We start from the raw sequence: 19,497 nt of genomic DNA, 5'->3' as shown, positions 1-19,497 counted from the left end.
CCGCCGTTTGCTGTTGCTAGCATCCTGCTTGCATCTGCAAGCAGGATGTTGCAGTCTGCCGGTATGGCCTCACTGAACGTCGGCTCGCTGGGCGAGTACATCCGCGAGCAACGCCGGAACGCGCAGTACTCACTGCGCCAGCTGGCGGAGGTCGCAGGCGTGTCGAACCCGTACCTCAGCCAGATCGAGCGAGGGTTGCGCAAGCCGAGCGCGGAGATCCTGCAGCAGATCGCGAAGGCGCTGCGGATCTCGGCGGAGACGCTGTACGTCCAGGCCGGGATCCTGGAGGAGCGGCGCGGTGAGGGCCTGGAGCTGCGGGCCTCGATCCTGGCCGATCCGCTGATCAACGAGCAGCAGAAGCAGGCGCTGCTCGCGGTCTACGACGCCTTCCTCAAGGAGAACGCCACCCAGCGGGGCGCGGTGGCCGACCGGTCGCCCGCGGCCGGCACCGGCACCGGCGTTCCACCAGCCTCCGGCCCGACGACCGACGGCTCAGCCATCCAGAACACCCACCGGGAGGACCGGTAAGCATGCCGATCACCGACGAGATCAAGAAGACCCTCAGCGACCCGACCCCGCTCTACGCCATCGCCGGCGCCGGGGATCTCGCGTACGAGAAGTTGCGCGAGGTGCCGGGCCGAGTGGAGGCGCTCACCGCGGACCGCAAGGGCGCGCAGGAGAAGGCCACCGCCCGGTTCCAGGAGGCGCAGACGAAGCTGGCCGAGGCACAGGCCAAGGTCACCGAGACCGTCACGACGCTCCCCGTCGACCTGCGGACCCTGCAGGAGCGGGCCCAGGGCTTCGCCCTCCAGCAGGTCGGCCGCGCGGTCGAGCTGGCGGTGAAGGCCAAGGAGACGTACGACGAGCTGGCCGAGCGCGGCAAGGTCGTGGTGGACCGGGCCCGCCCGGGTGCGCCCGCCGAGCCGGCGCAGCTGGCCGAGGAGCCGGGGCTCGTCCGGGAATCGGAGCCGGTCGAGGCCGAACTGGTCGAGGACGACACCACCACCCCGGCCGCCGAGACCCGGCCCGCCCCGAAGAAGGCCGCCCGCGCCCGGAAGACCACCGACCGCGCGGAGTGAGGGAAGGGCTGCCGAACGGGGCACATCCGGTGACCGCGGGACGTTGACAGAAGAGCGGGCGGTCGACGTGCCAGGATGGGCGGCGGCCGGAGCGCCGGAGGCGAGAGACAGAGGAGAGCGTGATGGGCGGAGTGGCCCAGATCCTGGACTTGGCCTATCTGAACCCGATCTGGTGGCTGTCCGTCGCCATCCTGGGCTTCAAGCTGTTCGCCCTGGTCGACGCGGCCACCCGCCGTGAGGACGCCTACCGGGCGGCGGACAAGAAGACCAAGCCGTTCTGGCTGGCGATCCTGGCGATCGCCTTCGGCTGGGACCTGCTGTTCGGGGTGAACTTCTTCACCGGCATCGGGACGCTCGCCGGGCTGGTCGCGTCGATCGTCTACATGGTGGACGTGCGCCCGGCGATCCGGGAGTTGACCGGCGGTGGCGGCCGTGGTGGCCGCAGCAACACCGGCCCGTACGGCCCCTGGTAGGCCACGCGATCAGGCAACGACGAGGCCCGGGCGGGGAGTTCACCCGCCCGGGCCTCGTCGTACCCGGCGTCCGGCCGGCTCAGCCGAGGATCAGCTGCACCGGGTTGCGCTCCAGCAGCAGCACCGCGACGTCGTCCGTCAGCGCGCCGCCGTTCAGCTCCTCGACCTCGGCGATGGCGCTGTCGACGAGCCGGCCCCGGGTGAGCCCGGCGGACTGGTGGTCGCCGATGAGGTCGGCCAGCCCGTCCTGGCCGAGGCGGCGGGAGCCGGCCCCGACCCGGCCCTCGATCAGCCCGTCGGTGTACAGCAACAGCCGCCAGCCGGGGTGGAGTTCGATCTGCTGGGCGGGCCACGCGGCCTGCCCGTCGTGGCACGGCAGCAGGCCGAGCGCCGGCCCGGCGAGGTCGGCGGGCAGGGTGACCGGCTGGTGGTCGCGGCCGAGCAGCAGCGGTGCCGGGTGCCCGGCGAGGTAGAGGCGGGCCCGCTCGCCGGCGCCGAGCGCGTCGAGGCCGCCGCTGGCGCCGCCCGGCTCGATGACGAGCATGCAGAGCGTCGCGAAGATCTCGTCGCTGCGCCGCTCGTGTTCCAGCACGTGCTGGAGGGTGGTCAGCAGGGCCTCGCCGGTGAGGCCGGCGAAGACGAGGGTGCGCCACGCTATCCGGAGGGCGACGCCGAGCGCGGCCTCGTCCGGGCCGTGGCCGCAGACGTCGCCGATCACGACGTGGACGGTGCCGTCGTCGGTGCGGACGGCGTCGTAGAAGTCGCCGCCGAGCAGGGCGCGGCGGCGGCCCGGGCGGTAGCGCCGGGTGAAGGAGAGGCCCGCGCCGTCGAGCAGCGGGGTGGGCAGCAGGTGGCGCTGGAGGCGGGCGTTCTCCTGGCCGCGCAGCTCGGCCTCGACGAGGCGGCGCTGCGACTCGTCGGCGCGCTTGCGTTCGACGGCGTAGCGCAGGGCGCGGCCCAGCAGCGGACCGTCCGTCGCGTGCTTGATCAGGAAGTCCTGGGCGCCCGCGGCGACGGCGGCCGCGCCCAGTTCGGCACCGGCCGCGTCGGTGAGCACCACGACCGCGGTGTGTGGGGCGCGGCGGAGCAGTTCGTGCAGGCCTTCGAGGCCGTCGGAGTCGTCGGACGGGTGCGGCAGGTCGGCGGGGGCGGCGAGGTCGAGCAGCACGCAGCTGAAGTCGCTGCCGCGGGAGCGCCCGCGCCGGTTGCCGGGCGGGGAGACGGCGAGCAGTTCGGTGGCCTGTTCCAGCCCGCGGGCCCAGTGGATCTCGATCGAGGTGCCGCTGTCGGCGACCGCCGCCTTGATCAGCTGGGCGTCGGAGGCGTCGTCCTCGATCACCAACAGTTTGAGCGGCGCGGTGCTGCCGGCGGCGGGGGCGTCGGCGGTGGCCGACGTGCGTCCGGTCTGGGGTCGGGGGTGCGGTATCGGGGGAGCGGCCGTCACCGGGCCGGCCGGCGTCGGGCCGGTCGCGGACGGGCGGTTGCGGGCATGGCCAACGGGGGCGCCGGCCTGGGCGCCCGACAGGCTCGTGGCACCAGGTGCCCGCCCGTCTCCCGTTGCGGGCATCGGTGGTTCCTCCCTTTCCCCGAGTGCGTAACGGTCAGCGCCCGTCCGCAGTGCCCGCCTGGCACCGTGCGCCGGGGAACTTCTCGCGACCATAACGTGATCTCCGGGGATTTCTCTGGCCGACCGGCGCCGTTGTGGTTTTTGCCACGCCGGTGGCGGTGTGGTGGTCTGACTCGGACGATGGCTGACTTCCCCGCCCCGGCGGGGAGAGGAAGGGGACTGGCGATGGTGACGCGGATCACCCTGGTCGAGGGTGACATCACGGAACAGCAGGTGGACGCGGTGGTGAACGCCGCGAACTCCTCTCTGCTGGGCGGGGGCGGGGTGGACGGCGCGATCCACCGCAAGGGCGGGCCGCAGATCCTGGAGGACTGCCGCCGGTTGCGCGCTTCGCACTGGGGCAAGGGGCTGCCCACCGGGCGTGCGGTGGCGACGACGGCCGGACGGCTGCCGGCCCGGTGGGTGGTGCACACCGTCGGGCCGGTGTATCTGGCGGAGGAGTACGAGGAGCGGGCGGAGCTGCTGGCCTCCTGCTATCGCGAGTCGTTGCGCACGGCGGCGGAACTGGGTGCGCGCACGGTGGCGTTCCCGGCGGTGTCGGCCGGGGTGTACGGCTGGCCGCCGGCGGACGCGGCCCGGATCGCGCTCGGCACCGTCGCGGAGGTGCTGGGCGGCGGTGACGCGCGGGCGGGCGCGGAGCTGGCGGAGGTGCGGTTCGTGCTGTTCGGGGCGGTGATGCACGGGGTGTTCGAACAGGCCTGGCGAGAACTGCTCGGACAAGGCTAGGGCCTGTCCGGCGGATCTTGCCGGGCGCGCGACGCCGGACAGGCCCTGAGGCCGAACGGCGTTGGTGGCGCCGGTCGGTGGCGTCCATCGTGGCGTGATGGGGCGTCAACACGCCAGAGGTATTCGATAACTCGTTCGAGTGAATGCGGCGGGTCGCTCACCAGCACCGGCCCCGGCTCGTGCCTTGCCGCGCGGTCCCGGCCCCGGTCCGTGCCTTGCCGCGCGGTCCCGGCCCCGCGACCCGCTACGGCGCGAGCGCACCCCAGGGCACCGTGACCTCGCCCTGCCGCCACCGCCCGCGCGCGTCCACCAACGGCCAGTCGCCCGCCAGCGCCGTGCAGGCCGCCACCCAGCGCTGCCGCGCCCCGAACGCCCCGTACGGCGCGGCCGCCGCCCAGGCCCGGTCGAAGTCGGCCAGGAAGGCGTGCACCGGCCGGCCCGGCACGTTGTGGTGGATCAGCGCCTTCGGCAGTCGTTCCGCCAGGTCGGAGGGCTGGCCGAGGCCGCCCAGCCGGGCCGCGAAGGTGACCGTCCGGGGCCCCTCCGGGCCGAGCGCGACCCAGACGTGCCGTCGCCCGATCTCGTCGCAGGTGCCCTCCACCAGCAGCCCGTCCGGGGCCAACCGGGCGCAGAGCCGCTCCCACACCCCGGCCACCGCCGACTCGTCGTACTGCCGCAGCACGTTGGCGGCCCGGATCAGTTGGGCCGGCGCGCCGCCGTCCAGCGGCACCTCGAAGCCGCCGCGCCGGAAGGTGAGCAGCGGCGGTTCGGCGTACGGCAGCGCGGCCGCGACCCGCTCCGGCTCGATCTCGATCCCGACCACCCGGACGTCCGGGCGCACCGTGCGCAGGCGTCCGGCCAGTTCGACGGCCGTCCACGGCGCGGCGCCGTAGCCGAGGTCGACCGCCACCGGCGGGCGCCCGGCGGCGCGCAGCGCGCGGCCGAGGGTGTGGGCGATCCAGCGGTCCATCCGCCGCAGCCGGTTGGTGTTGGTGGTGCCCCGGGTGACCGTCCCCACCGGTCGTCCGGTCCGCCCACGGGCGGGTGCGGTCGCGGAGTCGAAGGAGGCAGCCATGCCTGGAAGGGTAGTCGGGCCGTCGTCGGCACCGCTGTGACCTGGGACGTCACCCCGCCCGGCATCTCGTCCGCCGGACCGGGAATGCCGGACGCCAGCCGGGTGGTTGGCTGTCTGGTGGTGATGTGTGCCCGGGACGGGGCAGCGCACACCGGACAGCGGGCGGCCCGTGCGCGGGCCGCCGAGACGGGCCGCACAGAGGAGGCTTCAGCCAGGTGATCCAGCACCCCGTCCGTTCGGTACGTCGTGCCCAGCCCGCCACGCCCGCGCGGGGCCGGCTCCAGTCGCTCGTCCCGGGCCGCCGCCGCCCGCGCCGGATAGCGATGCTGAGCGTCCACACCTCGCCGCTGCACCAGCCCGGCACGGGGGACGCCGGCGGGATGAACGTCTACATCGTCGAGCTGGCCAAGCGCCTGGCCGCGCTCAACATCGAGGTCGAGGTGTTCACCCGGGCGATCTGCTCGGACGACGCCCCCACCGTCGAGCTGGCCCCGGGCGTGCTGGTCCGGCACGTCACGGCCGGCCCGTACGAGGGCCTGCTGAAGGAGGACCTGCCCGCCCAGCTGTGCGCCTTCACCCACGGGGTGCTGCGGACGGAGGCGGGCCACCGCCCCGGCCACTACGACCTGGTGCACTCGCACTACTGGCTCTCGGGGCAGGTCGGCTGGCTGGCCGCGCAGCGCTGGGGGGTGCCGCTGGTGCACACCATGCACACCATGGCGAAGGTCAAGAACGCCGCACTGGCCAAGGGCGACACGCCCGAGCCCGCGGCCCGGGTGATCGGCGAGACCCAGGTGGTCGAGGCGGCCGACCGGCTGATCGCCAACACCACCGAGGAGGCCGCCGAGCTGGCGCTGCACTACGCCGCCCGGCCGGACCAGCTGGCCGTCGTCCACCCCGGCGTCAACCTGGACGTCTTCCGTCCGGGCGGATCGTCGGCGCGGGCCGCCGCGCGGGCCCGGCTGGGCCTGCCGCAGGACGCGGCGGTGCTGCTCTTCGCGGGCCGGATCCAGCCGCTGAAGGCCCCGGACGTGCTGCTGCGGGCGGTCGCCGAGCTGCTGGCGCGCCGCCCGGGGTTGCGCGAGCACCTGTTGGTGCCGGTGGTCGGCGGCCCGTCCGGCACCGGACTGGCCCGGCCGGAGAGCCTGCACAAGCTCGCCGCCCAGCTGGGCATCGGCGACGTGGTGCGGTTCCACCCGCCGGTCGGCCAGGCCGAGCTCGCGCAGTGGTACCGCGCGGCGACGGCCCTGGTGATGCCCTCGTACAGCGAGTCCTTCGGGCTGGTCGCGCTGGAGGCGCAGGCCTGCGGCACCCCGGTGGTGGCGGCGGCGGTCGGCGGCCTGCCGGTCGCGGTGCGGGACGGCGAGACGGGCACGCTGGTGCACGGCCACGACCCGGTGGCCTGGGCGCACGCGCTGGAGCCGTACGTCACCGACCGGGGCCTGGTCGCCCGGCGCGGCGAGGCGGCGGCCCGGCACGCGGCCGGCTTCGGCTGGGACACCGCCGCGGCCGGCACCGCCGAGGTGTACGCCGGCAGCCTGGCCCGCCCGGCCGGCCGCTTGGCCACCGCCCGGCGGCGGCTGGCCTGACCACGGCCTGACCACGGCCCGACCACGGCCCGACCGCCGTCTGACTGCCGCCGGGGGCACGCACCGCTGGTGCGCGCCCCCGGTACCGCCGAGTAACGTCACTCCCATGGCAATCCGCACCAAGGACGAGGCCCTGACCCTCCTGCGCACCGCCCTGGACGACGCCGGAGCGGCCTGGGAGCCCGCCACCACCGACCCGTACACGCTGGTGGTGACGCTCCCGGGCACCCGCAAGCTGAGCACCGCCTGCGCGCTGCGGGTCGGCGACCACACCCTGTCGGTGAACGCCTTCGTGATCCGCCGACCGGACGAGAACCACGAGGCCGTCTACCGCTGGCTGCTGGAGCGCAACACCCGGCTGTACGGCGTCGCGTACGCGATCGACCCGCTCGGCGACGTCTACCTGGCCGGCCGCCTGCCCCTGGAGGCGCTCACCCCGGACGCCGTGGACCGGCTGCTCGGGACGGTGCTGGAGAACGCCGACGAGCCCTTCAACACCCTGCTGGAGCTGGGCTTCGCCTCGGCGATCCGGCGCGAGTGGGAGTGGCGGACCAAGCGCGGGGAGTCCACCCGCAACCTGGCCGCCTTCGCCCACCTGGCCGCCCCCGCGGCCGACTGACCCCGCGGCTGGCCGGCCCTGCAGCCGACCGGCCAGGAGTCTCAGGCACCCGCCGGGGCTTTCTCCCCCGCCTCCTCCGCGGCGGGCACCGCCACCTCCGTCACCGCCCCGGTGCGGCCCGCCGTCGCGTCGGTGCGCCGCCCGAGCACCACGTGCCCGGCTGCCGCGACCGTGCCGCAGACCCCGCACACGACCCAGAGCACCGCCGAGCCGGCGTGCTGCAGCAGCAGACCGCCGACCGCCGGGCCGAGGAACGAGGCGAGCGACCAGGAGAGCGAGTAGACGCCCTGGTAGCGGCCGCGCGCATGGGTCGGCGCCAGTTCGGAGACCAGGCCCATGATGGTCGGCGCGTTCAGGACCTCGCCGACCGTCCAGACCGCCACCGAGAGGGCGAACAGCCACGCGGACGACCCGGCCAGCGCCGCCAGCCCGAAGCCCCAGCCCGTGACCAGGCAACTGGCTATCAGCAGGGCGGTCCGGGAGCGGTTCTCCATCCACCGGGTGAGCGGGATCTGGAGCACCACGATCAGCACCCCGTTCAGGCCGATGACCAGCCCGTACTCGGTGGAGGTGATGCCCGAGGCGCCCATGTCGACGGCCAGGGTGGTGCTGCCCTGCTGGAGGATCAGGGCGAGCAGCAGGTTGAGTCCGACGACGGCCATGAAGCGCCCGTCCCGGAACACCGTGCCGAGGCCGATCCCCGTCTCGTCCGCCCCCTTCCCCCGCTCGGGCGGGCCCTGCGGCTTGGTCTCGGGGATCCGGATGAAGATCACCACCGCGCACACCAGCGTGGAGAGCGCGTCGAGCAGGAAGAGCGTGAGGTAGCCGTGGGTGGCGATCAGGCCGGCCACGGCGGCGGAGAGGCCGAAGCCGATGTTGATCGCCCAGTAGTTCAGCGAGTACGCGCGGACCCGGTCCTCGGCCGGGACGAGGTCGGCGATGATCGCCGAGGTCGCGGGCCGGGTGGCGTTGTTGCAGAGGCCGACCAGGAAGGTCACCGTGGCGATCGCCACCTGGCCGTCCGCGAAGCCGAGCACGGCGGTGAACAGCGCGGTGCCGAGTTGGGCGGCGACCAGGGTCGGGCGCCGGCCGATCCGGTCGGTCAGCACGCCGGCGCCGATCGCGGCGACCGCCGAGCCGAGGCCGTACAGCGAGGCCACCAGGCCCGCGTAGGAGGCCGAGTACCCCCGGGTGGTGGTCAGGTAGAGCGCGAGGAAGGTGAGCACGAAGGCGCCCAGCTTGTTCACCAGCGTGCTCACCCAGAGCCACCAGAACTGGCGCGGTAGCCCGCCCACCGTCTCCTGCACCAGTCTTCGGATCCGGGGGTTGGTGAACAGGGCGACGGGCATGTGGGGGGCTCCCGGGGCAGGCGTCCGCCGAGCGGCACGGGCAGGTCCGGTCAGCCGACGTATGTAAGTGTCAGATGGGCGGTGCACACATTACACATCTGCCGCAGGTCCAGACCAGCGCTTTTCCTGCCTCCATTAAGCTGGGGGCCATGGCTGACACGACGTACCGACTCATCCTGCTCCGCCACGGCGAGAGCCAGTGGAACCAGAAGAACCTGTTCACCGGTTGGGTCGACGTCGACCTCAACGAGAAGGGCGAGAAGGAGGCCGCGCGCGGTGGTGAGCTCCTGGCCGCCGAGGGCCTGTTCCCGGACGTGCTGCACACCTCGCTGCTCCGCCGCGCGATCCGCACCTCGCAGATCGCCCTGGACAAGGCCGACCGCCACTGGATCCCGGTCAGCCGCAGCTGGCGCCTGAACGAGCGACACTACGGTGCGCTCCAGGGCAAGGACAAGGCCCAGACCCTGGCCGAGTTCGGCGAGGAGCAGTTCCAGCTGTGGCGCCGCTCGTACGACACCCCGCCGCCGGTGCTGGCCGACGGCGCCGAGTACTCGCAGGCCGGTGACGCCCGCTACGCGGACATCCCGAGCGAGCTGCGTCCGCGCACCGAGTGCCTGAAGGACGTCGTCGACCGGATGCTCCCGTACTGGTACGACGCCATCGTCCCGGACCTCGCCGCCGGCAAGACCGTCCTGGTCACCGCCCACGGCAACAGCCTGCGCGCGCTGGTCAAGCACCTCGACGGCATCTCCGACGAGGACATCGCCGGCCTGAACATCCCGACCGGCATCCCGCTCGTGTACGAGCTCGACGCGGACTTCAAGCCCGTCACCAAGGGCGGCCGCTACCTCGACGCCGACGCCGCCGCGGCGGCCATCGAGGCGGTCAAGAACCAGGGCAAGAAGTAACCCGCTTGCCGACACGGCCCCGTCCCCCGGTTCGCCGGAGGCGGGGCCTTCGTCGTTCAACGGGCCTGCGTGGAAGCCGAGTTGAAGGCCAGTTCGGTGGCCGGATCCGGGCTCGTCCCAATAGTGGTTCAGACCATTGACGGGTGGTGGCGTCCGCTCCTACGGTGAGGGCGCCGGACTGCCGCAGGCATGCCAAGGATCTCCCCGTCCCGGCCGCCGCGCCCCCACGCGCGCGCGTCTGCGTCCCGGCGCACTCTCCATCCACCCCCACGGAGGAGCATCATGCGCACACGTCACATCGTCGGGGCGGTGGTCGCCGCGCTCGCGGTACCGCTCACCCTCGCCGTCCCGGCGCTGTCCCACGGGTACATCTCGACGCCGCCCAGCAGGGCCGCGCTCTGCGGAGCGGGCGGGGTGTCGTGGGACTGCGGCGCCATCCAGTGGGAGCCGCAGAGCGTCGAGGGCCCGAAGGGCTTCCCGGACGCCGGGCCCGCCGACGGCACCATCTGCGCCGGCGGCAACTCCCGCTTCGCCGAACTGGACGACCCGCACGGCGGCGCCTGGCCGACCACCTCGGTGACGGCGGGGCAGCAGCTCACCTTCACCTGGACGTTCACCGCCCGGCACGCGACCACCGACTTCCGGTACTACCTGACCAAGCCGGGCTACGACGCGAGCCAGCCGGTCACCCGGGACAGCCTGGACCTGACGCCCTTCCTGATCGCCCCGTACGGCGGGAAGCAGGTGCCCAGCACGCTGAGTCACACCGCGACCGTCCCGAGCGGGCGCACCGGCCACCAGGTCGTCGTCGCGGTCTGGACGATCGCCGACACCGGGAACGCCTTCTACTCCTGCACCGACGTCCAGTTCTGACGCCCCGGGGCATGCGACGAGAGGCACCGCACTGAGGACGCCGCACTGAGGACGCCGCACTACTGAGGACACCGTGCTGCGGACGCGCGGCACGAGGACACGCGACGAGGTGCACGGCCGACGGAAGGCCGTGCACCTCGGGTACTCCTCGGCGGCGGACCGCTCAGTGGCCGCAGCAGCCGCCGTCCGCGCCGCCGCACTGGCAGGGCGCGCCGGACTGGCAGCCGCAGCCGCAGCCGGGGCCGCAGCCGCAGCCGGCCGCGAGAACGGGCAGGAGCTTCGGGGCGGGCGGCTCGACGGTGTGGTGGGCGCGTGCCGGTCGGGTGGGGTTGGCCTTCATCGAGCTGTTCCCTCCTAGTGACGGGCACAGTCCTGTGCCCCCAACGTCGAGTGAAGCCGCCGATCGGAGGGAGCGTCAACAGGCGCGCAGTGGTGGGATGCACGGGCGTCGTGCGCCCCCACCACCCTTGTCGCAGGTTTACTCACCCCTCGGGGGGAGCGGCCGCCCCTTGAAGCCTCGAGCCCCGAGCCCCGAGGTACTGAGCCCCGAGGCGGCCGCACCGCACCCGTACGAGGTCACTCCGCCGCCGCGGCCTCCGAGGAGGCCACGAACTCGGCCACGTGCTCGCCCGTCACCAGGTACACCACGCGCTTGGCGACCGACACCGCGTGGTCCGCGAAGCGCTCGTAGTAACGGCCGACCAGGGTGAGGTCGACGGCGGTCTCGATCCCGTGGTGCCAGCGCTCGTCGATCAGGTGCGACAGCAGCTCGCGGTGCAGGGAGTCGATCGCGTCGTCGTCCTGCTCCAGCTCCAGGGCCTTGTCGACGTCCTTGGTGGCGATCACCAGGCCGGTCTTGGCCACCAGGCGCTGGGCGAGCTGGCCCATCTCCAGGACGGTCGAGTGCAGGTCGCCGGGGACGGCGGAGTCGGGGTAGCGCATCCGCGCGACCTTGGCGACGTGCCGGGCGAGGTCGCCGCAGCGCTCCAGGTCGGAGCTCATCCGCAGCGAGGTGACGACGATGCGCAGGTCGGTGGCGACCGGCTGCTGGCGGGCGAGCAGGTCGATCGCGCGGTTCTCCAGCTCGTGGTGGAGGTCGTTGATCTTCTCGTCGGCGGCGATCACGCTCTCCGCCAGCGCCAGGTCCGCGTCGAGGAGTGCGGTGGTGGCCCGGCCCAGGGCCGAGCCGACCAGCCGGGCCATCTCGACCAGACTGTCGCCGATCGCATCGAGTTCCTCGTGGTACGCGTCGCGCATGCTCTCTCCTCAGTAGCTGTGTCGGTGGCGGTGCCGACCGGCCGGCCCGTCCGACGACCGCGTCGTCGTTCGGGTGACCGCTGCTGGTGGCGCGAATCGTACGCGCACACCTGAGACGGCGGCCGGTGGTTCGGCCAGCCGCCCACTCCCACACGGGCTGCATGGCCAACTCTGGGCCGTCCGGGCGACGATGCACGGCCGGTGTGGTGAATCAGCGGCCACGTGAAGGTGAATTCTCGGCAACGCGCGGCCGATGCCTTGATCGGGCGCCTGGGGAGTGCCCTGGCCGTGCGCTTACGCTGGCCACATGGACGTGAACGTGGCCGCCGCCGCTGCCTGCGCCATAGCCGGGCTCGGCGTCGGCCTCACGGCCTCCATCGCCTTCCGTTGGAGCGAGCGCGAGCAGGCCAGGGGCAGGTACGGCGGCACCAGCAGCAGCAGACACCACGGCCGGCACCAGGCACTGGGCGCCGGCACCCCGGAGCCCCCGCTGCCGCCGGGGGTGGACACCGTCCTCTCCGTCCTCCGTTCCTGCGCGATCGTGCTGGGCGAGGGCGACGAGGTGGTCAAGGCCAGCTCCGCGGCGTACGCGATGGGCCTGGTGCGCGGTGGCGCGGTCGCCGTGGACCAGATGCTCTCGCTGGCGCGCGCCACCCGCCGGGACGGCGAGATCCGCCAGGTCGAGCTGGAGGTGCCCCGCCCCGGCGTGGCCCGTGCGGGCGAGCCGCTCGCGGTCTCCGTCCGGGTCGCCCCGCTGGGCTCCCGGCTGGTGCTGGTGCTGGTCGAGGACCAGACCGACCGCCGCCGGGTGGAGGCGGTCCGCCGGGACTTCGTGGCCAACGTCAGCCACGAGCTGAAGACCCCGGTGGGCGCCCTGTCGCTGCTCTCCGAGGCGGTCGCCGACGCGTCCGACGACCCGGAGGCGGTGCAGCGCTTCGCCGGCCGGATGCAGATCGAGGCGACCAGGCTGGCCAGCCTGGTCCAGGAGATCATCGACCTCTCCCGGGTGCAGGACGACCGGCTGATGGTGGACCCGGAGCCCGTCGCGGTGGACGAGCTGATCGCCGAGGCGATCGACCGCTGCCGCCAGCAGGCCGCCGCCAAGCAGATCCTGATCACGGCGGGCGGCATCGCCGGCCTCTACCTGCACGGCAACCGCGGCCAGCTCGCCGCCGCGCTCGGCAACCTGGTCGAGAACGCCGTGAACTACAGCACGCCCCGGACCCGGGTGGCGATCGCCACCCGCCGGATCTCCAGCGCCGCGGCGCTCGGGGAGGCGGACGGCGAGCTGATCGAGATCTCGGTCACCGACCAGGGCATCGGCATCTCGGAGAAGGACCGCGAGCGCGTCTTCGAGCGCTTCTACCGGGTCGACCCGGCCCGCTCCCGGGCGACCGGCGGAACCGGCCTCGGCCTCTCCATCGTCAAGCACGTCGCCGCCTCGCACGGCGGTACGGTCTCGGTGTGGAGCGTCGAGGGCCAGGGTTCGACCTTCACCATCCGCCTGCCCGCCGGGCAGGCGCCCGAGGCCGACGACCTCGACGACACCGACGACACCGACGACACCGGCGATCTCGACGACACCGACGATCGCGACGCCATCGACGGCCGTAGCGCCGCCGCCGCGCCCACCGGAACCCTCACCACGGACCGGACGGCCACCACGGGCCGCACGGACCGTCCGCTCCCCACGGGGAAGCGGGAACACCCCCTGCCAGACACAACCCCCCAGCTTGCCCCGGAGGCCTGATCGTGACCCGAGTACTGGTGGTCGAGGACGAGGAGTCGTTCAGCGACGCCCTCTCGTACATGCTCCGCAAGGAGGGCTTCGAGGTGGCCGTCGCCGCCACCGGCCCCGACGCCCTGGAGCAGTTCGAGCGCAACGGCGCCGACCTCGTCCTGCTCGACCTGATGCTGCCGGGCCTGCCGGGTACCGAGGTCTGCCGTCAGCTGCGGGTGCGCTCCAACGTGCCGGTGATCATGGTCACCGCGAAGGACAGCGAGATCGACAAGGTGGTCGGCCTGGAGATAGGTGCGGACGACTACGTCACCAAGCCCTACTCCACCCGTGAGCTGGTCGCCCGGATCCGGGCGGTGCTGCGCCGCCGCGGCGAGGACGGCGGTGCCGGCGAGAACGGCGGCGGCCCGGGTGCCCTGGAGGCGGGTCCGGTCCGGATGGATGTCGACCGGCACGTGGTGACCGTGGACGGTGCCAAGGTCGACCTGCCGCTGAAGGAGTTCGACCTGCTGGAGATGCTGCTGCGCAACGCGGGCCGGGTGCTCACCCGCATGCAGCTGATCGACCGGGTCTGGGGCGCGGACTACGTCGGCGACACCAAGACCCTGGACGTCCACGTGAAGCGCCTGCGGGCCAAGATCGAGCCGGACCCGGGTGCCCCGCGCTACCTGGTCACGGTCCGCGGCCTGGGCTACAAGTTCGAGCCGTAAACCGCGGGCGCGGACAGACGCGGAAGGCCCCCGCCGGCAGTCGCCGGAGGGGGCCTTCGCGTTGGCGTCCGGCAGGCCCGGGAGGGCCCGTCGGACGCCGGGTGGCACGTCAGTGGGTGCTGGCGGGCGGGGTGGCACCCTGGGAGGCGGAACCGGACGGCGCGGCCGCACCGGTGGTGGCCGGGGCGGCCGGGGTGGTGGTGCCGGCGGCCGGGGTGGTCGCGGCGGTGGTGGCGCCCTTGGTGGGTACGGCGGCCGGGGCCGACGTCGGTCCGAAGCCCTTGTAGAGGCCCTTGTTCGGGCTCACGCCGGCCTGGGCGTCGACCTTCTGGCCGTCCTTGAAGGTGAACGAGGTGGGGGTGAAACCGCCGACCTGGACGCCGACCGAGGCGACCTTGGCGGACGGGTTGCCGTCGCCACCGATCGCCACGGCGCCGCCGGCCGGGACGATGATGGTGGACAGCGGGGCGCCCGCGGCGTCGGAGAACGCGGCGGTGGCACCGTTGCCGACGGTGATGGACTGCAGCTCCGCCGGCGTGCTGCCCGTGTTGGCGATGTTGACGGTCACGTTGGCGGGACCGTTGTGCTCGCCCGAGGACTCGTCCCCGGTGACGACCACGATGTTGTTCAGCCGAAGGTTCGTTCCGAGGGTTGCCGCCGCGTTGTCGGGCTTGACCTGCAGCGTGTCCGGCGTGTTGCCGGCGGCGCAGGACGACAGCGAGGCGATGGCGATGGCGGCGATGGCGGCGATGCTGCCGCGTCGAAGGCTGCGGCTCACGGCGGCGGCTTCTCCTAAGTCAACGTGTCGGTAGGTCAGGTCTCAGATTATCGACCTCGCTTATGCGCTCCTCACGGGGTGGTCCCCGTGTCGCACTCCCGGGGTTCGCGGGGAGGCCGTCCGGCCGCACTTGTGGCGTGTCCGGGTCACTCTCGGGGCAAGCTTCGACCAAGATCGAATAACGATGTGGATACGGCCCGATAAACGGTGAAAACCCAAGATCCAATCACGGCTTCTGGAGTGTTGCGCAAGGTTTCGCCGAACACCGGAACCGCCTCCGACCTGCGGGAAGCCCCTCTCGAACACCGGTCGCAGCACGTCATGGGGGTCCTTGTCAAGCCCCGAGACCGGCCCTGACCTGCGAAAACGCCCTTCGAGTGCGCTGAAAAGCGTGTTATTCTGGAAAGCCACGGAAGGGGTCCTGTCACATGACGTTCAAGGTTGGCGACACGGTGGTCTACCCCCATCACGGGGCCGCGCTGATCGAGGCCATCGAAATTCGCCAGATCAAAGGTGTGGACAAGACCTACCTGGTGCTCAAGGTGCAGCAGGGAGACCTGACGCTCCGCGTGCCCGCTGAGAACGCGGAGTTCGTCGGCGTGCGCGATGTGGTCGGCCAGGAGGGTCTGGACCGGGTCTTCGAGGTGCTGCGCGCACCGTACACCGAAGAGCCGACCAACTGGTCCCGTCGCTACAAGGCGAACCTGGAGAAGCTCGCTTCGGGTGACGTTATCAAGGTCGCCGAGGTTGTGCGCGACCTCTGGCGCCGTGAGCGCGAGCGCGGCCTCTCGGCCGGCGAGAAGCGGATGCTCGCGAAGGCGCGCCAGATCCTCGTCAGCGAGCTCGCGCTGGCGGAGAACACCAACGAGGACAAGGCGGAGACGCTGCTCGACGAGGTGCTGGCCTCGTAGCGCAGTCGGGCTGCCGCCCACCGCTCACAGCGCCCGGTGTCGGCGCGCCGCTCCCAGGACGAAGCGTCCCGGGGTGGTGCAGTGACACTTCGGGCGCTGAGGCGTGTCCGGACGACGCCCCCGGCCCGAGCCGGTCCAGGCCCGGCAAGACCGTTTTCCGTCCTGCAAGACCGATTCTGCGGGATTGTGCGGCGGGCGGTTGGACCGTAATTCTTCGGAAGGGGCCCGTAGCGCCCGCCGGGCACGCCAAGGCCATACCCACTTCTCCGAAGGAGTGAAACCTGAACGCCTCAGCAGCAGTCGCAGCAGCAGTGGTGCCCGCCGCCGGACGCGGTGAGCGGCTGGGGCCCGGTGCCCCGAAGGCCCTGCGGGAACTGGGCGGCGTGCCGCTCCTGGTGCACGCCGTACGGGCGCTGGCCCGCAGCCGGGCGGTCGGCCTGGTCGTGGTCGCCGCGCCCGCCGACGGGGTGGCCGAGGTGGTCGCCCTGCTGGACAGCCACGGGCTGGACGGCAAGGACATCCGGGTGGTGGCCGGTGGTGCCACCCGCCAGGAGTCGGTCCGGCTCGGCCTGGCCGCGATCCCGGCCGACGTGGAGGTCGTCCTGGTGCACGACGCGGCCCGCCCGCTCGTCCCGGTCGAGGTGGTGGACGCGGTGGCGGCCGCCGTCCGGGCCGGGGCCGGGGCGGTGGTGCCCGCGGTGCCGCTGGCCGACACGGTGAAGCGGGTCGAGCCGAACCCGGGCCGCCCCGAGCCGGTGCTCGACACGCCCGACCGGGCCACCCTGCGCGCGGTGCAGACCCCGCAGGGCTTCGACCGGGCCACCCTGGTCGGGGTGCACGCCAAGGCGCTGGCCGAGGAGGCCGCAGGCGCCGCCGACGCGCCGCCGGTCACCGACGACGCCGGTCTGGTGGAGCGCTACGGCGGCCGGGTCGTCGTGGTGCCCGGCCACGAGGAGGCGTTCAAGGTCACCCGTCCACTGGACCTCGTGCTCGCCGAGGCCGTACTCGCCCGCCGGAGGGCCTCCGATGCCTACTGACCCACTGCCCACCGACCCGCTGACGTCCGCCGACCCGCTTCCTACCGGTCCGCTGACGTCCGCCGACCCGAGCGCCCCGGCCCCCGTGCTGCCGCGCGTGGGCATCGGCACCGACGTGCACGCCTTCGAGGCCGGCCGCCCGCTCTGGGTGGCCGGACTGGAGTGGCCGGACGCCGGGGTCGGGCTCTCCGGGCACTCGGACGCCGACGTGGCCGCGCACGCCGCCTGCGACGCGCTGTTCTCGGCCGCCGGGATCGGCGACCTGGGTGCCCACTTCGGCACCGACCGGCCGGAGTGGGCCGGCGCGTCCGGGGTGAAGCTGCTCGGTGAGGCGGCCCGGCTGGTGCGCGCGGAGGGCTTCGAGATCGGCAACATCGCGGTCCAGGTGGTCGGTGTCCGGCCGAAGATCGGCAAGCGGCGGGCCGAGGCGCAGGCCGCGCTGTCGGCCGCGGCCGGTGCGCCGGTGTCGGTGTCCGGCACCACCACCGACGGCCTGGGCCTGACCGGCCGGGCCGAGGGGCTGGCCGCGATCGCCACCGCCCTGGTGTACGAACGGCGTTGAGCCCGAGCCCCCGGGCAGGCCCCGGGGGCTCGGGGCCGGTCGGGGCGGTCCGGCGGCCGGTTCGGGTGAGGCGGTGGGTTCGAGTCGGGCGGCGGGTTCGGGAAGATCCGGTGTCGGTCCGGGAATAACCCGGCGGTGACGGGTGTTCAAAAGGCTGTGCCGGGGCCCGAATCTATACCGTTCGGTGCGGGCCCGGACGCAGGCTCCGCCTGGCAGTGGCCCGACCTCCGATGCCGACCGACCGGAAGAAGGTCTCCGATGACCACCCAACTCTCCGACCGCGCCAAGGCCTTGATCGACGGCAAGAGCTTCGCCGTAGTCTCCACCATCCAGCCCGACGGCAGCCCCCAGTCCTCGGTGGTCTGGGTGGAGCGCGACGGCGAGGACATCCTGTTCTCCACCGTCCAGGGCCGCCGCAAGCACCTCAACCTGCTGAAGGACCCGCGCATCTCGCTGGTGGTCAACCCGCCGGAGAGCCCGTACGAGTACTTCGAGGTGCGCGGCTCGGCGACCCTCACCACCGAGGGCGGCCGCGAGTTGATCGACCGGCTGGCCGCCAAGTACCGCGGTGAGGACGTCTACGGCTTCGACGGCCCGGAGGACGTGCGCGTGGTCGTCCGGATCACCCCGCGCAAGGTGGTCGGTCGCCTCTGACCCGGTACGGAGCGGGTGCCTCCGGCAGGACGCGGTGAGGAAACGCCCTTGCCGCGGTATTGACATTCGCGAATGTCGCGGGGCACCCCCTCCTGCCCACTACGCTTGACGCTGTGAGCATTCGCCTGTACGACACCAGCACCCGCCAGGTACGCGACTTCGTCCCGCTTGTACCGGGCTGTGTCTCGATCTACCTGTGCGGCGCTACCGTCCAGTCGGCGCCTCATATCGGGCACATCCGGTCCGGGCTCAACTTCGACATCATGCAGCGGTGGTTCGCCTACCGCGGCTACCAGGTCACCTTCGCCCGGAACGTCACCGACATCGACGACAAGGTGATCGCCAAGGAGCGGGAGTTCGGCATCCCGTGGTGGCAGATCGCCTACGAGAACGAGCGCGCGTTCAACGACGGTTACACCGCGCTCGGCTGCCTGCCGCCGACCGTCGAGCCGCGGGCCACCGGGCACATCCCCGAGATGGTCGAGATGATGCGGGGGCTCATCGAGAAGGGCCACGCCTACGCGGCCGACGGCAACGTCTACTTCGACGTGAAGTCGTACCCGGACTACCTCGCGCTCTCCAACCAGAAGCTGGCCGATCTGCGCCAGCCCGAGGGCGAGGGCGAGACCGGCAAGCGCGACCAGCGCGACTTCGCGATGTGGAAGGCCGCCAAGCCGGGCGAGCCGAGCTGGGAGACCCCGTGGGGTCGCGGCCGGCCGGGCTGGCACCTGGAGTGCTCGGCGATGGTCCACAAGTACCTCGGCCCGGCCTTCGACGTCCACGGCGGCGGGCTGGACCTGATCTTCCCGCACCACGAGAACGAGATCGCCCAGTCCAAGGCCTACGGCGACGCCTTCGCCAACTTCTGGGTGCACAACGCCTGGGTCACCATGGCCGGCGAGAAGATGAGCAAGTCGCTGGGCAACTCGGTGCTGGTCTCCGAGATGGTCCAGCGCTGGCGGCCGATCGTGCTCCGCTACTACCTGGGCACCCCGCACTACCGCTCGATGATCGAGTACAGCGAGGACTCGCTGCGCGAGGCCGAGGCCGGGTTCGGCCGGATCGAGGGCTTCGTCCAGCGCACCGTCGAGCGCTGCGGGATGGTCGACGCGGCCCCCGAAGTGCCGCCGGCCTTCGCCGAGGCGATGGACGACGACCTGGGCGTTCCGCAGGCGCTCGCCGTCGTGCACACCGCCGTCCGCCAGGGCAACAGCGCCCTGAACGCGGACGACAAGGAGAACGCGGTGGCGCGTCTGGCCGAGGTCCGTGCGATGCTCGGAGTACTGGGTCTCGACCCGCTCGACCCGAAGTGGGCCGGGGCGGAGCGCGGCGAGGCTGGGACAATGAAGAGTATGCACGGTGTGGTCGACTCGCTGGTCCGCCTGGTCCTGGACCAGCGGCAGGCGGCGCGTCAGCGCAAGGACTTCGCCACCGCGGACGCCATCCGCGACCAGCTCGGCCTGGCCGGGCTGGTGATCGAGGACACCCCGTCCGGCCCGCGCTGGACGATCAACAGCCAGTAACCCCATCTG

Annotated in this window: 21 protein-coding genes; 15 read left to right on the top strand and 6 right to left on the bottom strand. The window is 72.8% G+C overall.

Annotated features, from left to right (window positions below; genetic code table 11):
* Positions 1-63 precede the first annotated feature (63 nt).
* The 3 genes from ACIPLC_RS01645 to ACIPLC_RS01635 all read left to right on the top strand — a co-directional run bounded on the left by ACIPLC_RS01645 (position 64) and on the right by ACIPLC_RS01635 (position 1,552).
* Positions 64-528, top strand: coding sequence for a helix-turn-helix domain-containing protein (locus tag ACIPLC_RS01645; RefSeq protein WP_400469749.1), 465 nt, complete (start codon positions 64-66; stop codon positions 526-528).
* A gap of 2 nt (positions 529-530) precedes the next feature.
* Positions 531-1,079: a hypothetical protein gene (locus ACIPLC_RS01640; RefSeq protein WP_400469746.1), complete on the top strand. Its 549-nt coding sequence runs from the start codon at positions 531-533 to the stop codon at positions 1,077-1,079.
* A 122-nt stretch (positions 1,080-1,201) separates the two neighbouring features.
* Entirely contained in the window at positions 1,202-1,552 is a 351-nt protein-coding gene (locus ACIPLC_RS01635; protein ID WP_400469743.1) for a DUF2516 family protein, read from the top strand.
* A gap of 79 nt (positions 1,553-1,631) precedes the next feature.
* Here ACIPLC_RS01635 and ACIPLC_RS01630 read toward each other — a convergent pair whose 3' ends face one another.
* Positions 1,632-3,119, bottom strand: coding sequence for a SpoIIE family protein phosphatase (locus tag ACIPLC_RS01630; protein WP_400469740.1), 1,488 nt, complete (start codon positions 3,117-3,119; stop codon positions 1,632-1,634).
* A 225-nt stretch (positions 3,120-3,344) separates the two neighbouring features.
* On the opposite strand from ACIPLC_RS01630, the gene ACIPLC_RS01625 reads away from it, so the two are divergent.
* Positions 3,345-3,905, top strand: a complete 561-nt coding sequence (locus ACIPLC_RS01625) for an O-acetyl-ADP-ribose deacetylase (protein WP_400469737.1) — start codon at positions 3,345-3,347, stop codon at positions 3,903-3,905.
* 244 nt (positions 3,906-4,149) lie between these two features.
* Here the strand turns inward: ACIPLC_RS01625 and ACIPLC_RS01620 are convergent, their stop codons facing one another.
* Positions 4,150-4,980: a class I SAM-dependent methyltransferase gene (locus ACIPLC_RS01620; protein WP_400469734.1), complete on the bottom strand. Its 831-nt coding sequence runs from the start codon at positions 4,978-4,980 to the stop codon at positions 4,150-4,152.
* Between the two features lie 215 nt (positions 4,981-5,195).
* Between ACIPLC_RS01620 and mshA the strand changes: the two genes are divergently transcribed.
* On the top strand, positions 5,196-6,569 hold the full coding sequence (mshA, locus tag ACIPLC_RS01615; protein ID WP_400469731.1) for a D-inositol-3-phosphate glycosyltransferase: 1,374 nt from the start codon (positions 5,196-5,198) through the stop codon (positions 6,567-6,569).
* 106 nt (positions 6,570-6,675) lie between these two features.
* Entirely contained in the window at positions 6,676-7,188 is a 513-nt protein-coding gene (locus ACIPLC_RS01610) for a YbjN domain-containing protein (RefSeq protein WP_400469728.1), read from the top strand.
* Between the two features lie 41 nt (positions 7,189-7,229).
* On the opposite strand, the gene ACIPLC_RS01605 is transcribed toward ACIPLC_RS01610, so the two are convergent.
* A complete protein-coding gene (locus ACIPLC_RS01605) occupies positions 7,230-8,537 on the bottom strand; it encodes an MDR family MFS transporter (protein ID WP_400469725.1) in 1,308 nt (435 codons plus the stop codon).
* A gap of 149 nt (positions 8,538-8,686) precedes the next feature.
* Here ACIPLC_RS01605 and ACIPLC_RS01600 point away from each other — a divergent pair, with 149 nt between their 5' ends.
* Both ACIPLC_RS01600 and ACIPLC_RS01595 read left to right on the top strand, forming a co-directional pair.
* Complete coding sequence (locus tag ACIPLC_RS01600) at positions 8,687-9,445, top strand: phosphoglyceromutase (RefSeq protein ID WP_400469722.1); 759 nt, start codon at positions 8,687-8,689, stop codon at positions 9,443-9,445.
* A gap of 282 nt (positions 9,446-9,727) precedes the next feature.
* On the top strand, positions 9,728-10,318 hold the full coding sequence (locus tag ACIPLC_RS01595; RefSeq protein WP_400469719.1) for a lytic polysaccharide monooxygenase: 591 nt from the start codon (positions 9,728-9,730) through the stop codon (positions 10,316-10,318).
* Between the two features lie 163 nt (positions 10,319-10,481).
* Here ACIPLC_RS01595 and ACIPLC_RS01590 read toward each other — a convergent pair whose 3' ends face one another.
* Together ACIPLC_RS01590 and phoU are read right to left on the bottom strand one after the other, a co-directional pair.
* Positions 10,482-10,658, bottom strand: coding sequence for a hypothetical protein (locus ACIPLC_RS01590; protein ID WP_400469716.1), 177 nt, complete (start codon positions 10,656-10,658; stop codon positions 10,482-10,484).
* Positions 10,659-10,894: 236 nt separating this feature from the next.
* A complete protein-coding gene (gene phoU, locus ACIPLC_RS01585) occupies positions 10,895-11,575 on the bottom strand; it encodes a phosphate signaling complex protein PhoU (RefSeq protein WP_400469714.1) in 681 nt (226 codons plus the stop codon).
* Between the two features lie 307 nt (positions 11,576-11,882).
* Here phoU and ACIPLC_RS01580 point away from each other — a divergent pair, with 307 nt between their 5' ends.
* A complete protein-coding gene (locus ACIPLC_RS01580; protein ID WP_400469711.1) occupies positions 11,883-13,325 on the top strand; it encodes a sensor histidine kinase in 1,443 nt (480 codons plus the stop codon).
* 2 nt (positions 13,326-13,327) lie between these two features.
* A complete protein-coding gene (locus tag ACIPLC_RS01575) occupies positions 13,328-14,023 on the top strand; it encodes a response regulator transcription factor (protein ID WP_030061050.1) in 696 nt (231 codons plus the stop codon).
* A gap of 109 nt (positions 14,024-14,132) precedes the next feature.
* On the opposite strand, the gene ACIPLC_RS01570 is transcribed toward ACIPLC_RS01575, so the two are convergent.
* The gene (locus tag ACIPLC_RS01570; RefSeq protein WP_400469709.1) at positions 14,133-14,801 is read right to left on the bottom strand and encodes a DUF461 domain-containing protein; all 669 of its coding nucleotides are present in this window, start codon (positions 14,799-14,801) and stop codon (positions 14,133-14,135) included.
* Between the two features lie 428 nt (positions 14,802-15,229).
* Between ACIPLC_RS01570 and ACIPLC_RS01565 the strand changes: the two genes are divergently transcribed.
* From ACIPLC_RS01565 to cysS, 5 genes are all read left to right on the top strand, one after another.
* On the top strand, positions 15,230-15,712 hold the full coding sequence (locus ACIPLC_RS01565; protein ID WP_030244332.1) for a CarD family transcriptional regulator: 483 nt from the start codon (positions 15,230-15,232) through the stop codon (positions 15,710-15,712).
* Between the two features lie 311 nt (positions 15,713-16,023).
* Positions 16,024-16,749 (top strand): 2-C-methyl-D-erythritol 4-phosphate cytidylyltransferase, encoded by a 726-nt coding sequence (ispD, locus tag ACIPLC_RS01560; protein WP_400469706.1) that lies wholly within the window; start codon positions 16,024-16,026, stop codon positions 16,747-16,749.
* The gene (ispF, locus tag ACIPLC_RS01555) at positions 16,739-17,311 is read left to right on the top strand and encodes a 2-C-methyl-D-erythritol 2,4-cyclodiphosphate synthase (RefSeq protein WP_400469703.1); all 573 of its coding nucleotides are present in this window, start codon (positions 16,739-16,741) and stop codon (positions 17,309-17,311) included. The genes ispD and ispF overlap by 11 nt, the downstream gene beginning before the upstream one ends.
* 258 nt (positions 17,312-17,569) lie before the next feature.
* Positions 17,570-17,965 (top strand): PPOX class F420-dependent oxidoreductase, encoded by a 396-nt coding sequence (locus ACIPLC_RS01550; RefSeq protein ID WP_400469700.1) that lies wholly within the window; start codon positions 17,570-17,572, stop codon positions 17,963-17,965.
* A 113-nt stretch (positions 17,966-18,078) separates the two neighbouring features.
* On the top strand, positions 18,079-19,488 hold the full coding sequence (gene cysS / locus ACIPLC_RS01545) for a cysteine--tRNA ligase (RefSeq protein ID WP_400469697.1): 1,410 nt from the start codon (positions 18,079-18,081) through the stop codon (positions 19,486-19,488).
* The last annotated feature ends 9 nt before the right edge of the window (positions 19,489-19,497 follow it).

The sequence above is a fragment of the Kitasatospora sp. NPDC086801 genome (assembly GCF_044745805.1).
Taxonomy (GTDB): domain Bacteria; phylum Actinomycetota; class Actinomycetes; order Streptomycetales; family Streptomycetaceae; genus Kitasatospora.
Note: the sequence above shows the minus strand (reverse complement) of the source record. Positions and strands in the feature narration are given on the sequence as shown.

Bases quoted from the DNA above. Each gene is read 5' to 3' on its own strand.
- ACIPLC_RS01645 (WP_400469749.1), top strand. From the start codon at position 64: ATGGCCTCACTGAACGTCGGCTCGCTGGGCGAGTACATCCGCGAGCAA.
- ACIPLC_RS01640 (WP_400469746.1), top strand. From the start codon at position 531: ATGCCGATCACCGACGAGATCAAGAAGACCCTCAGCGACCCGACCCCG.
- ACIPLC_RS01635 (WP_400469743.1), top strand. From the start codon at position 1,202: ATGGGCGGAGTGGCCCAGATCCTGGACTTGGCCTATCTGAACCCGATC.
- ACIPLC_RS01630 (WP_400469740.1), bottom strand. From the start codon at position 3,119: ATGCCCGCAACGGGAGACGGGCGGGCACCTGGTGCCACGAGCCTGTCG.
- ACIPLC_RS01625 (WP_400469737.1), top strand. From the start codon at position 3,345: ATGGTGACGCGGATCACCCTGGTCGAGGGTGACATCACGGAACAGCAG.
- ACIPLC_RS01620 (WP_400469734.1), bottom strand. From the start codon at position 4,980: ATGGCTGCCTCCTTCGACTCCGCGACCGCACCCGCCCGTGGGCGGACC.
- ACIPLC_RS01610 (WP_400469728.1), top strand. From the start codon at position 6,676: ATGGCAATCCGCACCAAGGACGAGGCCCTGACCCTCCTGCGCACCGCC.
- ACIPLC_RS01605 (WP_400469725.1), bottom strand. From the start codon at position 8,537: ATGCCCGTCGCCCTGTTCACCAACCCCCGGATCCGAAGACTGGTGCAG.
- ACIPLC_RS01600 (WP_400469722.1), top strand. From the start codon at position 8,687: ATGGCTGACACGACGTACCGACTCATCCTGCTCCGCCACGGCGAGAGC.
- ACIPLC_RS01595 (WP_400469719.1), top strand. From the start codon at position 9,728: ATGCGCACACGTCACATCGTCGGGGCGGTGGTCGCCGCGCTCGCGGTA.
- ACIPLC_RS01590 (WP_400469716.1), bottom strand. From the start codon at position 10,658: ATGAAGGCCAACCCCACCCGACCGGCACGCGCCCACCACACCGTCGAG.
- phoU (WP_400469714.1), bottom strand. From the start codon at position 11,575: ATGCGCGACGCGTACCACGAGGAACTCGATGCGATCGGCGACAGTCTG.
- ACIPLC_RS01580 (WP_400469711.1), top strand. From the start codon at position 11,883: ATGGACGTGAACGTGGCCGCCGCCGCTGCCTGCGCCATAGCCGGGCTC.
- ACIPLC_RS01565 (WP_030244332.1), top strand. From the start codon at position 15,230: ATGACGTTCAAGGTTGGCGACACGGTGGTCTACCCCCATCACGGGGCC.
- ispF (WP_400469703.1), top strand. From the start codon at position 16,739: ATGCCTACTGACCCACTGCCCACCGACCCGCTGACGTCCGCCGACCCG.
- ACIPLC_RS01550 (WP_400469700.1), top strand. From the start codon at position 17,570: ATGACCACCCAACTCTCCGACCGCGCCAAGGCCTTGATCGACGGCAAG.